A 14,237-nucleotide genomic window follows, 5' to 3' on the forward strand; every position below is an offset into this window, starting at 1 on the left:
ATATTCAGGCCGTGGAAAGGATAATTTGAATGGATATTATTATTGAGCGAGCATGTGGTATGGATGTTCATAAGGATTCCATTACTGCATGTACGATGACACCCGAAGGAAAGGAGATTCAAAAATTTCCTACTAAAACCGTATTTCTCCTTCAGTTAATTGACTGGATTAAAAAGCATGGGTGTACCCACGTAGCAATGGAGAGTAAAGGTGTATTCTGGAAACCAATTGTTAACTTATTAGAAGCTGAGGATATTGAGTTTCTTGTCGTGAATGCTCAGCATATGAAAGCTCTTCCTGGACGTAAAACGGATGTCCAAGATGCGGAATGGATTGCCAAGCTTCTTCGTCATGGACTTCTGAAGGCTAGTTTTATACCAAACCGAATTCAACGTGAATTACGTGAATTAGTTCGTTATCGCCGGAGCATTATTGAAGAACGTGCCAGGCAACATAATCGAATTCAAAAAGTGCTAGAGGGAGCTAATATTAAACTGGGCTCTGTGGTTTCTGATATTATGGGGGTCTCTTCTAAGGACATGCTTAACGCCATTGCAAATGGTGAAGAAGATCCTGAAAAAATAGCAGGCCTCGCTCGGCGATCTATGAAAAAGAAAAAAGATGAACTCGAACTTGCTCTTCGAGGTTACGTTAATCCTCATCAACGCATGATGCTTAAAACTATTTTAGCTCATATTGACTTCCTTACTGAGCAAATTGAGATGTTAGATCAAGAGGTTTCGCAGAGAGTCATCTCAAATCAAGAGGACATCGAGCGATTAGATTCTATACCTGGAATTGCCACTCGAATGGCTGAACAAATCCTAGCTGAAATAGAAACAAACATTAAAGACCAGTTTCCAAGCGCGTCTCACTTGTGTTCATGGGCGGCACTAGTACCTGGACATAATGAGAGCGCAGGCAAAAGGAAGTCTTCTAAAGGAAAGAAAGGAAACAAATATCTAAAATCTGCATTAACAGAAGCCGCACACTCCGTAGGTGCATCCAAAAACTACCTTGGCGCTATGTACAGGCGAACATTAGCGCGAAAAGGCAGGAAACGCGCAGCTATTGTAGTAGCACATGCCATGCTAAGAATCGCTTTTTATCTACTGACAAGAAAAGAAATGTATGTAGATTTAGGTGAAGATTATTTTGATAAACAAAAGCTTGGATCTATTGTAAGAAATTCAGTCCGAAGACTTGAAACCTTAGGTTACAACGTTACAATTTCTGAAGTCTCCTGATCCAAGGTTTACCAATCCCTCCTATGCATTTCAGATTTTAAAAAGCGTCTGAGCCGCGTCTTCTTTAGTGATGTCTTTTTCTTCGACTGCCTGCATTTTAATTTTCATGGTAGTTCAATGCCCATCGGTACATCTGAACAAAAATCTTTCTTTTTTCAGATGTCTACACTTTGAGTTGCCACAGCTTTATTGGGCTTCCACATTTGAAATGTTATAAACAGGGAGCCATATTAAAAACGAAGTTCCATTACCTCTACCGCTAATTACATCGACTGTCCCCTTATGTTCTTCCAAGATCCACTTTGCTATTGATAATCCTAAACCAGTACCCGGCGTTTTCCCTCTTGAGGAATCAGCTCGATAAAATCTATCAAATATATGAGGGAGTTCGTTAGGATCCATTCCAATACCGGTATCTCTAATCGTTAATCCAACTTTATCTTTATCTCTTAAGGCGTTAATCTCAACATAGCCCTCTGCAGTAAATTTAAAAGCGTTATCGATAAAAATAAAAAGCAATTGTTGTAGGTAATCCTTATCTCCTAATACGATGGTATTCTCCAGAACATCTAAGCCTTTAGTTTTCAATTCAGCACCCTTAGGAATTAATTGTGCCTTTCTCACTACCGAATCTACAATAGATTTAAATTCGACTACTTCACTTTTCATTCGAAAACCTGCATCCGCTCTGGCGAGTGCCAGGAGATCATTAACCAATCTGCCCATTCTTGTTGCTTCATCCGTAATGTCATTAAGAGCCTCCACAGATATTCGAATTTCCTCTTCTTCGGGTAATCTACTAGGGTGATTTTCCAGAGATGTCCATATTTTCTTAAGGAATTCGGCATTCCCCGTAATTGTGGTAAGAGGTGTTCGCAGTTCGTGAGACGCGTCAGCTACAAAACGTCGTTGAGATGCATATGAATTATCTAATTCTCCATAAATCGTTTGAATACGTTTAAGCATTCCATTGATGGTTTTACTGAGCAGACCAATTTCATCTTGTGCGCCATTATGTTGTATCCTATTTCCAAAATCCTCACTGTTTCGAATTTGTTCTGTAGCACTAATTAAAGAATATACCGGTTTTAAAGCCTTTTTCGATAACAACCATCCCATATACGTTGCAATAAATATTACAATAAGCGATAAAATTAGGAGTACTAGGCGCAAAATTGAAAAAAACATACTTATAACACTAGTATTATAGGCGGATTGTAACACCCCAACCAGCTCACCGTTTAGCATTAAAGGGGCATTATATATTAAAAAAGGCGATTGATGAATTGTTGGTGTATCATAATATCCAGCTTTCTTATCTGCAAGAATTTTTGTGGAAATTGGCAATTGAACATTTCTTAAGTTAGCTGACTTTGTCTTATATCCACTAACTAGGTTAATTATTTGCAAGTACATACCTGACTGAACTGAATCGAAATCGTCAAGTTGAATGAGCAAATTCCATCCCACCGGGTATAGTTCAAGCTGATACTGTACATTACTTTGAAGCACGTCAGTTTGTTCCTTAAGGGTATTTTTTAGGTCACTATAAATGTAAAATTTCAAAAAAACATATAAGACAATACCAAACAACAATAAGGTTATAGATAAAATACCTGAGTATAATAAGGTCATCCTTAAACGGATAGTCATTAGATTAGTTCCGCCTTTGCTTCATGGAATTTACCTTTATTATCCATTTGAGTGATTAATTTAAAATTAAAATAAGATAAATTCTTGGTTGTTAGTTTAGTACATATGCATAAAAACCCTCAAAAAAAGGAGCTGCCGCGGCAGCTCCTTCATCGTTTGTATAGAGTCCTTCATTGAACTAACAAGTTATCCGTTAGTTCAAAGCTTTCCTTAGTAAACTTACTTACAGTTTATCGTCGTTTATCATGTATATAGCACTTGTATCTCCTCAATCCCCCGCCTTGTATAGTCAAGCAGCTTTGCCGTCTCGGGTTCGTCCGAGGTTTCCTCAGTTAGGCGTTGTATATTGAACCAGACATCCTCGATCCGTCGGCGTAATACGTAAAAATAAAGAAGTTCATGGTTGATACGATAACTACGCCTGGCTGCAGCGTACGCTTCCAGTAGAACGCTGCCATGAGGATGCCATGCATAGATGAAAAGGTCAGCTTCCACGGGTGCTAGGCGCAGATCTTCCCAATCTGCAAGTACTAGGCGCTCGCCCTGTATCACGTTGTTACCGTGCGCGTCCCCATGACATAGTACAAGCGGAGAATATCCGAGCCGAACCGTGTCCCGTAGGCGCAAGGCATCGCGCATCGCCGTGTGGAGCAACCCATTGTACGGGGAAACAAGTTCAAAAAGTGCATCATTTTCTGTGTTTGACTTACTTAAATATCGTGTGAGTTTTTCGCAGAAAAGTAGAGAGATGTCCTCGGTAAGCTCGTGTATCACAGGAGGAACACCTCCGTTGGCATCATGTAAATGTGCCAGTATCTCGGCCAGTTCTATCGTCTGATCTCGTGTCATGCCCTTTACACCTGGCGTCTCCCCGTGGACATATATAAAGAGCACATACACATCACTGTCCGTCTCTGCTTTATATACCCCGCCCCGTGCCGGAACCGGCGCTAGTACACGTCCGCATAGGGACGATGATGCCGACAGCCAGTCCAGTACCGGCATATATATGTCGATACGTTCGACAAGCGGGCGCGTTGTCGGCAAGAATTTGTCATACACCTTTAGGAAGTATTCGGTATCGTCCTCGCCTGTGACGCGATAAGCCGCTTTTGCGGAAAAGCCTCCGGGAACAGGAAAGATTGAACTCGAAACTATTCCAAATTCTGATTTTAATAAAGTTGATATTTCATCCATTCTTAGCATCACCACTCCTTGATTGAGTACCACACCTATTGTACTATGCTTTGGAATGGAGCAAATGGTACTTTATGGTTATAACTAACCTGCCCATTACTTCAACAAACAAAGGCAGCCGATCAAATGCCGGCTGCCATCATGTCATGGTTGAACTATAGTTCCCAGTTAGTTTAATCTTCAATTGCATCAAATTTGAAGTCGCCACTTTTAAAAACATAATCTGCATCGTTTGATTCAAATGTTTGGACAAGATAACCGAACCATTGCTTAAAACCCTCTGCTAATACTTTTCTTTCATCCGAGTCGTGCCACATACTTATTATTTGACCATTTTTACCTCTGTTCGCTGGTGCTAAATCAAGACAATGATGATCACCACAACCGTTATATGTTAATGGTATCCAAGCAGGTTGCCACCAAACATTAGCTATACCTCCTTGTGGTTCTACATCATAGTCTATGAATGATTCACTGTCATAAAGATCTTTCCAAACCTCCCATTCCTCCAGGATCCGTTTTGTAGATAGCAACTCCCAGCCCGCAACAAGCCATTTTGACTTACCGGATTGTCCGTTGTAAATACTCAACGATTCTTTCAAGTCATCTGGCAATTTAAATCCCAGATTAGTCTCTAGAGCTAAAATCTCCGACTCACTTGCTCCAGGATTTAAGTCATCTAATATTTCAGGTGCATGATCTTTAAGCCAATTCTCTAGTCTTTCCCATAATAATTTCATTTTTCCTTCATCTCCGATTGATTTTCAACGATTTTTCAATTCCCTCATAGTTAATTCTTTAAAAACGGTTAAGTACCTTTTTATTTATTTAACTATCGTTCCCATTTAGTTCAACAAGCTAATTCTATTTACAAGGTGTAATTGGCGCAAAATAAGCTAGTACTCTTTTCGTTCCTATTAAATCAATGAATTTCACTTTAAGTTCTGTATCCTTACCATCGCCAATGATTTCAAGAACTTTACCTATTCCAAATTTAGCATGTTGAATCTCATCTTCAATCCTAAGTGATCCAATAAATTTTAATTGCTCATCCGGGATACTTTCGGACTCATAAATTTCTACTACTGGAGCCACTCTATGGTACTCAGGCGGTTCCGGATATGGCTTATTGGTATTATCGTAATATTCTCCTTCATCACCTTGAACTCGAGCGCCAATTCTATTTGCAATAGTAATCATTAAACCGATCATCGTATCATTAGCACCACATAGAGTAATTCTGCCGTCTTGAAACATAAAGGGTATCCCTTTATAGGTGTTTAGAATATCTGCAATTTTTATTACATCATCTTTTGTTATTGGGTTTTGCTCACTAGCAATCCAGTGTTCAGCCTTTGTAATATGTAGATCGTAACTCATAGAAACCACTTCCTCCGATATTTGTATTTAAAAGAGATATTCTCCATTACAATTTAATCCACCTTCTGATTACATATTAGCCTACCTTTTACTTCAATGAAAAAAAGGGAGCAACTGCCGTGGCAATCTACTCCCTGGTTATTCAACTAACGGTAACAATAGGTAAGCATTTGATGTTATCTCCAGCTTTTCCCCTGTTCCACACGGAGCGTACGAGTTTCCCAGTACTCCGCGTTCCCTCTAACTGAATTTACTAAATCATAACTTCCTCGTTACTCTTCGTTTTTAGGATATGTTAAACTGGATTTAATGAATACTTTCCACGGTAGTTGTTGATCTTGCACATCATCAATTCCGTTAGTCCCAGTTTGTTCTTGAGTACGTCAATCGTCTGTATCTGAGTTTGAAGTATAAGTTGACCGACCTCTTTGTGGAGAATTCGGAGGTTATTAAATTTGTCGTTTCCACCTATGTCTGGTGGGATGTAATGGTGGCAGTAAACATCCGATGCGAAGAGATACATGCCTGTAATTTCGCATTTCCCCATCTTCATACTATACCGACTAATTCGATTATCCATATACTCCACACTCTGATTCGGGATGCTAGATGTTGTTAGAAGGTATATTTCTTGACGTAAATCTAGCCGAAGCTTTCTGTGAATTTGCTCTCTGCCTGCTTTGGTAAAGAGTGAAAGTCCCAGACTAAAACCCATCGTATTCTTGGTTTTCACATTGGCTAAAGGATATAAATAAACATCTGCAATTTTGAAAGTCCTGTAACCTAAACTGTAAAATTTACTGTATGTTGGCGGTGGATTTGCAGGATGCTCGTATTTCCCGATTTGTTTAAGACGATTGTACATGAAAGCACGCAGATCATAGGCAAGACGTGAGAACGCAACACTTACATGTGTTGCCCGATTGAAATAGTTGTGAATTCCTAGAACAAAGCTGTTGAAACGTGCAGCAGATAGTGCCGTTGGCGAAGACCTCATTTTGAGAATGTGCTTCTTGGCTTCGCTCCTCATTTTCTGCATTTTGCCTGATTTAATGCCCGTATGCGCTACTCGCTTTTGTCCCTTTTTGTTTGCTCGGATTGTAAAACCAAGAAATTCCGACTCTCTTTTTCGCAGATTAATGATTTGCGATTTCTCAGGAGAGACATCGAGTTTCAGGCGGTCTTTGAGATACAGAACTACCGCATGATACCATCTCTGAGCCGATCTCCAATCTCTGCAAATGATTTTAAAGTCGTCGGCGTAACGCACCAGATAGCCTTCTTTCAGACTTGTCCTTATTTTCGCAGACCTTTCGCCAGATCTTGTTTTGAAGGGTTTCGTCAACGGAAAGAGTTCCCACTGACCAGCTACCCAATGATCGAGGTCGTTCAGCACAATGTTAGAAAGAAGTGTTGACAACAAGCCTCCTTGAGGCACACCTTTGGACGGTATTCCTTCCCCCTCGATTTCGGCTTTTAGCATCTTAGAAATGCACCGAAGAACCTTTCTGTCCTGAATCCCCATGTTCCAAAGTTGCTTTACGAGCAAGGTATGGTTGACGTTGTCGAAGAAACCCAAAATGTCGATGTCCACCACAAAATGCATAGATGCCTGATTGATGAGAAATTGAACTCTTGCCATGGCATGATGTGCAGATCGAAGGGGTCTGAAACCATAGCTGTGGTTGTAGAAATGGGCTTCAGCTATGGGCTCAAGGACTTGCTTAAAGCACTGCTGGATGATGCGATCGAGGATGCAAGGAATGCCAAGCGGTCTCATTTTGCCGTTATCTTTTTCAATGAGCTTCCGTCTGACTTTCTTGGGGCGGTAATTTTCAAGTGCGCTTTGGATTTCACGTACTAGTTCTTGTTCGGGTCGTTGTTCGATGTCTTTGATGGTTAGTCCATCTGTTCCTGGTGTCTTCGATCCTTTATTAGACTTCATTGCACGATCTGCCAGCAAAATATTTTCTCTAGATGTGACGATCTCATACAGATGAGAAAAAGTCTCTTTTTCTGCTGCACTCGCGTGCAAGTCTGTAAAAGATTCCGTCATGCCGTAATACTCCCAATTTCGTAAAGCTTGCACTGTGGCATCCCTCCTGACGAAGCGATGTTCCCACATTCCTACCTGATCGGTGCAATTCACGTATGGAAAATGATCGTTCTTTTCAATTAGACTTGGAGCTGTTCCTCCACCTCCATTACAGAGGATTCATCAGTCGTGCCCCTGCCCTCACAAGGATAAATACATTTCGGCATGTGCCTTATTGCAACCGTTTCGGGTAACAGCCCATCTTGCAACGTCCCTTGCTTTCCAAGTCCCTTGCAACCTAGCTATCTATTCTGAACTTAGGTGCTTCCTCTAAGCCTGTGAGATTGATGCCGCCATAGTTCGGCATAGCGTATTTCATAGAAGAAAGTTTTACTTTACGCCGCTCACCCCATCGTCTGATGGTACACACGTTTCCGTGTGCTCTAACTTTAGACCTGTACATTCGGAAGTTCGTCAGTTCGCTTCTGTGCGAGCATTCTCACCTTATTCAGTTTTTCAGCCACGCGACATATCCGTTGGCATACCTTTTTTTTTCTTCAAATGGCTCTAGCCTTCGTTCTGCCGAATCTACCTGTACTTCACACCTCGTGCTCTGTTAACATGACGCCCGCAGGAGTATTGGCGGGATGGTTTCAGGATACATGGTTCCGTCATTCCCATCCTCGGTTGTAAAGTTGAGATCACTGCCGTAGTCTCCTGCTTTTCGCACTGTATGGTGCTTATGGCAGAACTTGTCGTACTTCTTCGTTAGTTCAATCCTCAATCTTCTTATAGTAAGATAATGGAAATATCCATGGAACACCGAAATCATCCTCATAATCATTATATAGACCCATAACCACACTTGGTTCTAATAATTTATGATTATTTTCTTTTGTTAGTTTTATTTCAAGGGTTGGTCCTAATCCCTCCTCACCTAACTCAATTTGTAGTCCGTGTTCTTGTAAAACTCCTTTCATATTAATAGATAATGCTGTTCTCCCTAATAGATCTCGATTAACAGGTTTACTCCCTAAAATAGGATAAAAGTCAACTCTAACCTCGATATCATCTATCTTTTTTATTATTAATATATGTCCGACATAGTCCATCCAACTTCCGATATAATTATCAATCACATCCATAAATCAACCCCGTTCCTATATATTAATATTTGAAATATTCGTTTAGATGATGAGACTCTCCTGCCCGTTACTTCCCTCGGTATTAAGGGATTTTCTCACGTTTACTCGCTCATTCGCAGGATTACATCCCTCTTGGAAAAAGGATACAACGGTTTAGTAGTGGTGGTGGCACCACCGAACGGCCATAAAGGTATGCGCAAATAGAGGATAAGACTTAATTTCCTCATAATTCCATTTATTGCACGCATTCTCCACAATGCCCTCGGAGGTTCACCCTCCCATATCTCAACGGGTCTATGCCCTTACCTTCCTTCGTTACACCTGTCCAAGGGGTGGAGGCCGATCAAGTTCAACGTGCGGGTCAGTGCCCTTAAGTAACGGGTAATCGGTACTCCGTGCTTTCTTTGTAATCCTGCGAATGAACCAACCTACGTAATCTAGATTTACATTAAGCTGCTACACAGTCATGAATACGTGCTTTGTCAGGTGAAAAAGACTCTCCTCGTTGAGCCATACCAACCAGAATACGTGCTAGTTTACCAACTAATTTAAACAAGGAACGGTACTTTTTCATGTGCAGTACTTGTACATTATGTTCATGCCACTTCCGAAACAACACATTGTTACCAATAAGACGTAACGTAGCTAAATACAAATACTTTCGCAGAGTTGAATCTCCCCGTTTTGAGAGTACGATCTGCCCTTTCCGTTTACCCGACATACTCTCGGCTAGGTTCATACCTGCTCTTCTCAGAAGTTGTCTCCCGTGAGAATACAGATTTAGATCACCTGCACCCGAAAGGATAGCAGCAATGAATATGGGTCCAAGACCTTGAATGGAGCGAAGTTGATGAGCCAAAGGTATCTTATCTAGGATCACCAGGATTTCTTCTTCAATATTCTCTAGAATCTCAACAATGCGACAATATTCATCGAGTAGTCTGCGCAAATCTTGTTTGGCTTCGTGAGTAGCTGTAGTTTCACCTATACTTCTAGCTGCAGAAGCGATGAGCTGGGCAGCCTTCTCTAGCCCTGTGGTACCGCCTGCTCGTTTCATGTGCTTTCTCCAGCTTGCTATGACTTCTGCTGTAGTCATCCCATGTAAGTCTGCTGGAACAGGGGATTCATAAAGCGTCGCTAAGGATCGCTTGCAGGTCCAATCCGAAAAAACTGAAGTAAATTCGGGGAAACGGATATCCAGCCAGCGAATGATTCGGTTCTGAAGCCGTATGCTATTCGCCACCCAAAACTCTCGATCGCTCATGATAACGCGTAACTTCTGAAAAGAATGTGATTGCTTCGTGTATTCAGAGTAATACCCTCTACTGACAACATCCGCGATGACAAGAGCGTCCTTTGGATCATTTTTGGAGGGAGAATTATCTCTATTCTCCTTGTTTCTCTTAGTCGTAACAGGGTTCACCAGAACAACGTTTAACCTCTGTTCTACCAACCAATTCGCTAGATTAAACCAGTAGTGCCCCGTCGGTTCCATTCCAATTATTATGTTGTTCAATCGGTGTTTCTGCTGCAATTCACTAACCCAACGGCCAAACCTTTCAAACCCATCCTTGTTGTTGGTAAAGGAAAGATGGCGTTTTGAAAGAACTATTCCGCGAAAGTTCGTTGCCTGTGCAACATGGGCATCCTTCGCCATGTCGATGCCAATTACTAAGTGAGTTGGAGTTATTCTTTCTATCCGTTGATTTTGTTCGTCTGATTGCTTAAACTTCATAAAGAGCGCCTCCTTGATGGTGTTGGGTTTCAAACCCGTGGACAAACCCATCATACCGAGGCGCTCCTTTTTTGACAAAGACCATTTCTTAGGTCCTACAGGAAGGTTCAACGGACAAAAGCAGCCAATCGTTTGCCGGCTCCTGTCGTGTTGTGATTAAACTATCGTTCTTCGCTTAATCAATGGGGCTTATTTTTGTTGAGATACCAAACTTCAATTTGGTTATACGTAGTTTGAATTTTCCTGTTAAAACTCTCCTGGTACTCTTCTTTAATATCCCTACCACTGGAACCATATTCATCATAACAATCAATTAGTAAATCCTTTATTTTGTCAATGTTGTGGTCATATAAGCTGCGAATGATTTTTTGAGTTAGCCTATCGTGCTCGTCGTCAGGAGCCCCCATCCCAATTAATCCCATAGGGTCAAATTGATTAACAATTTCTCTGATAACTAAAAAATCACTCATATACTCCTTGGACAACTTCTTTTTATTAATAACTACCAACCTCCGATGCAAATTTATGCTGAATTAATGGTACCACACATTGGAAGTATTCTGCCCGTTCGTATTATGAGGTCACCAGATCTTTCTGGTAGACCTCATATTTGTGTGGTCTTATTATAGCGGTAACCGGGGATCGGACGTTTCTGCCCGTGGGACTTGGATTCCGAGAGCTATTCAGTTCATCCCCCCTACTTGTTCAACCATGGTTAGGCTGGTTGGGACATGAATCCCGTATCACATGCGATAGTGTGGAAGACAAGAAGGTTAGGGGTTACCGGTGAAAATATTACAGGAGTGATGTCATGAATCCAGTCATTGGTGTGGATGTTTCAAAAGGAGAGAGCCATGCACAAGCTTTTTTAGACCGTGGAGTACCTCATGGGAAGATCTTTAGGTTTAATCATGATCTAGAAGGTCTAGCGTCTTTTCTAAGTTATATTAAAAGTGTGGAATCTGTAGCAGGGATTCGTCCTACCATTGTTATGGAAGCAACAGGTCATTATCAAAGCCCCGTTGTTCAGTTTCTGGATGAGCACCAGTATTTGAACATTGTCATTAATCCTTTAATCTCACATAACGCTAAGAAAACCAATTTGCGACGGTTAAAGACGGATGCCGCAGATGCCCATTTATTAGGGACGCTGTTCTATAAAGAAGAGTTTGAACCCTACAAAAAGCGGGGGCAGCATCTCATGAATTTACGCTTTCTAACACGCCAATATGAAGCTTTAACAGGTATGTATGCCCAAGCAAAACTTCAGTTTCAGGCTATTCTTGATCAAGTTTTTCCTGAATATCATGGCGTGTTTGGTGATCTTTATTCAAAGGTGTCCCTTCGATTTTTGGCTTTACACCCAACATCAAAAGAAGTCCTAGAAATGTCTGAGTTGGAGATTACTACTGCAATTCAAAGTCTTACTGGACGCGGCAAATCCGTCTCATGGTGCTTGGCTGAGATTGGTGAGATCGATCGGTTTGATCACGCAAAAAAACTGGTTGCCTTTGCTGGTGTTGATCCAAGTGTTTTTTCTTCAGGTAAGTTTGTAGCTACCCAAAATAAAATCACTAAACACGGCTCTAGGAGGCTCCGTACTGCCTTGTATCAAGCTGTACGATGCGGTATTCGCAGTAATAGAAATAAGAAATTAAGGACTTATTATGATAAGAAACGTGCTGAAGGAAAGCTATTCAAAGTAGCAGTAATTGCATGTGTGAATAAACTCATCCACTGGATTTTTGCCATCTTAACTACTAAGGAAGCATTCCGGTTAGAGTGAACAACAAGAAATAAAAATATATGGAATCTATATCCGTGCTTAATAGGACGGCTCTTTCCCATGCACTTTTTAAAGTATACCACCTCATGAACCTACTATTAATAATTAAATATTGACAAGCTATTAGCTGGAATAGTTTAATCATTTGGAAAATACTCCCCCTGGCCTTCTGTCGGGAATGAGATAAAGTTCTTGTCAAAATCGGGAATGGGATAAAGTTCTTGTCATTTGGTTTTGACAAGAACTTTATCCCATAAAACAAAAAAGCCGCGATTTTCGCGGCACTTAATGAGATAATGTTCTTGTCACCCGACATTTAGCCAACTCGTGTCGGATGACAAGAATTTGTTCCGATAAATGACAAGAATCTATTCCGATTCTCCTGGTTTGGGGTAGGAGCTTGAGATTGCTGCTGGCGCAGGGACTCAATTCGCTCACGAATGCCGGCATTGTTGTATAGCGTTGCTTTCGTGACCCCCGCCTCTTTGGCAACGCTGTTGAAGTTTATGCTCTCATTGGTCCGTATGAGCCGTTTGAAAGCCTGGTCCACCTTCTCGTGGGTTATTGCCTTCCGCTTGGCGTGGACGTTTTTCAGATGAGCGGAGCGGTCGTATTTAGCCATTACCCGCACCCACCTTTCTCTTCATGCGATCTTGCCTCCCGAAAATAAAACCACCGTCTTTGAGCGTATTTAGGATGTTCTGGAACCGTTGTAGATTCTTCTCGGTTTTCTCCGCCACATCTTCGCGGCTGCGTTCTTTTGCCTTTTAATTGCATGTCCTATGTACTTTTTATCTGCTAGTTCAAGGATCCAATACGGAGGCTTCTCTAAACCCTCAATAACCTCATCACAAAACAAAAAATTAATGCTTGTACCAGATCAATCTTGCCTCAAGCATAATACCTAATTTTCTTGCAAATTGTTTAGATAGATCTATTTCCAAGTCGTCACATCCTTCATTTTTACAATCATGAGTTATCGTTAGTTGACGACTGGCAACGTTTTGCCTAGGTACTCTTCTAGTGTGGTGCCATGCGTTGCAATTTCTTTCGCCATGTCTACGCCGACATATCGGATATGCCAAGGTTCATATTGATATCCTGTAATCTCCTCCTTGCCCTTCGGATATCGAATAATAAAGCCCCAATCCGCTGCGTGATTTATAAGCCATTTTGCTTCCTTCGTCGCTGCAAAGCAATCGGCTGCCGCACACTTGCCATCGTCGCCAGCTACATCGATGGCAAGCCCTGTTTGATGCTCACTTTGTCCGGGCTTAGCACTATATTTGTTTGCTTTCTCTTCGCCATCCTTTTCCACATACTGGTTAAAGAGATACTTTTGAGTTTCAAATGAGCGATAAGCAGACACGCCTGCAAGCGGCAAACCATCAGCATTAGCAGCTTTGAAAAGTTTTTCAAGTGCCCCTGCAGCTTCTTTTCGCATGTATCGTTTTTCCGAGTGCTCGGGGAAAATAAAATCTACGTTTGGTTCAACTAGATCTATAGGAGTGTATGGATTCGGTAATGAAAATGATTTATTAACTAACACGGCAGTGCTTGTTGGATTAGCTACTAGCTACTACTTGAACAGCCGGCGGCTTCGGTTTTGGCGTTGGCTGTGGTGCTGGGGAAGGAGTCGGTGTTGGTTCAGGTATGGGAGTCGGTGTTGGGCTGGGCTCAGGTGTAGAAGTAGGCATTGGTGTGGGTGCCGGTGTTACTATTGGGCTAGGCTCAGGATAAGCTGCTTTGTCAGTACCTCTGGCTCGACAACCAGAAACAACCGTAAACATGATGAATACCGTCACTAGGAGTACTTTCGCTTGATTACATGTTTTCATTAATTACACACTCCATATGCTTGATAGCTATTAGAGAAAACGGTGAATAGCTGATATTACAATGCATATCCTGACTGTATTATTTTTTCCAATTGACAACAATAAATTCTGGTAACTAATCGTCGTGGACTTTGGGATCGTTTTTTTCTTCCAGAGCAAGTGGAAGAAAAAAAGACAAGATGGTCATTTCTTTACGGACATATGGGTCAGCCCCATTCTTG

Annotated in this window: 10 protein-coding genes and 2 pseudogenes; 2 read left to right on the forward strand and 10 right to left on the reverse strand. The window is 41.4% G+C overall.

From position 1 onward, the window contains the following. The first annotated feature begins 29 nt into the window (after positions 1–29). On the forward strand, positions 30–1,247 hold the full coding sequence (locus ACUN27_RS26935; RefSeq protein ID WP_445559853.1) for an IS110 family transposase: 1,218 nt from the start codon (positions 30–32) through the stop codon (positions 1,245–1,247). Positions 1,248–1,433: 186 nt separating this feature from the next. On the opposite strand, the gene ACUN27_RS26940 is transcribed toward ACUN27_RS26935, so the two are convergent. From ACUN27_RS26940 to ACUN27_RS26975, 8 genes are all read right to left on the reverse strand, one after another. Next, the gene (locus ACUN27_RS26940) at positions 1,434–2,900 is read right to left on the reverse strand and encodes a sensor histidine kinase (RefSeq protein WP_445559854.1); all 1,467 of its coding nucleotides are present in this window, start codon (positions 2,898–2,900) and stop codon (positions 1,434–1,436) included. A 243-nt stretch (positions 2,901–3,143) separates the two neighbouring features. After that, a complete protein-coding gene (locus tag ACUN27_RS26945; RefSeq protein ID WP_445559855.1) occupies positions 3,144–4,097 on the reverse strand; it encodes an aminoglycoside phosphotransferase family protein in 954 nt (317 codons plus the stop codon). Between the two features lie 173 nt (positions 4,098–4,270). Further along, positions 4,271–4,837, reverse strand: a complete 567-nt coding sequence (locus ACUN27_RS26950; protein ID WP_445559856.1) for an SMI1/KNR4 family protein — start codon at positions 4,835–4,837, stop codon at positions 4,271–4,273. A gap of 124 nt (positions 4,838–4,961) precedes the next feature. After that, positions 4,962–5,477 (reverse strand): hypothetical protein, encoded by a 516-nt coding sequence (locus ACUN27_RS26955; RefSeq protein ID WP_445559857.1) that lies wholly within the window; start codon positions 5,475–5,477, stop codon positions 4,962–4,964. Between the two features lie 295 nt (positions 5,478–5,772). Next, positions 5,773–7,566 (reverse strand): group II intron reverse transcriptase/maturase, encoded by a 1,794-nt coding sequence (gene ltrA, locus ACUN27_RS26960; protein ID WP_445559858.1) that lies wholly within the window; start codon positions 7,564–7,566, stop codon positions 5,773–5,775. 719 nt (positions 7,567–8,285) lie between these two features. Continuing rightward, positions 8,286–8,657: a hypothetical protein gene (locus ACUN27_RS26965; RefSeq protein WP_445559859.1), complete on the reverse strand. Its 372-nt coding sequence runs from the start codon at positions 8,655–8,657 to the stop codon at positions 8,286–8,288. A 448-nt stretch (positions 8,658–9,105) separates the two neighbouring features. Then, on the reverse strand, positions 9,106–10,392 hold the full coding sequence (locus ACUN27_RS26970; protein ID WP_315956298.1) for an IS110 family transposase: 1,287 nt from the start codon (positions 10,390–10,392) through the stop codon (positions 9,106–9,108). Positions 10,393–10,571: 179 nt separating this feature from the next. Further along, the gene (locus tag ACUN27_RS26975; protein ID WP_445559860.1) at positions 10,572–10,862 is read right to left on the reverse strand and encodes a hypothetical protein; all 291 of its coding nucleotides are present in this window, start codon (positions 10,860–10,862) and stop codon (positions 10,572–10,574) included. A 341-nt stretch (positions 10,863–11,203) separates the two neighbouring features. On the opposite strand from ACUN27_RS26975, the gene ACUN27_RS26980 reads away from it, so the two are divergent. After that, entirely contained in the window at positions 11,204–12,178 is a 975-nt protein-coding gene (locus ACUN27_RS26980; RefSeq protein ID WP_445559861.1) for an IS110 family transposase, read from the forward strand. A 373-nt stretch (positions 12,179–12,551) separates the two neighbouring features. Here ACUN27_RS26980 and ACUN27_RS26985 read toward each other — a convergent pair. Continuing rightward, positions 12,552–12,800, reverse strand: a pseudogene (locus tag ACUN27_RS26985) (DUF6262 family protein); the annotation flags it as partial. Positions 12,801–13,160: 360 nt separating this feature from the next. Next, a pseudogene (locus ACUN27_RS26990) lies at positions 13,161–14,016 on the reverse strand (M15 family metallopeptidase). Between the last annotated feature and the right edge of the window lie 221 nt (positions 14,017–14,237).

Source organism: Paenibacillus sp. WC2504, assembly GCF_052682475.1.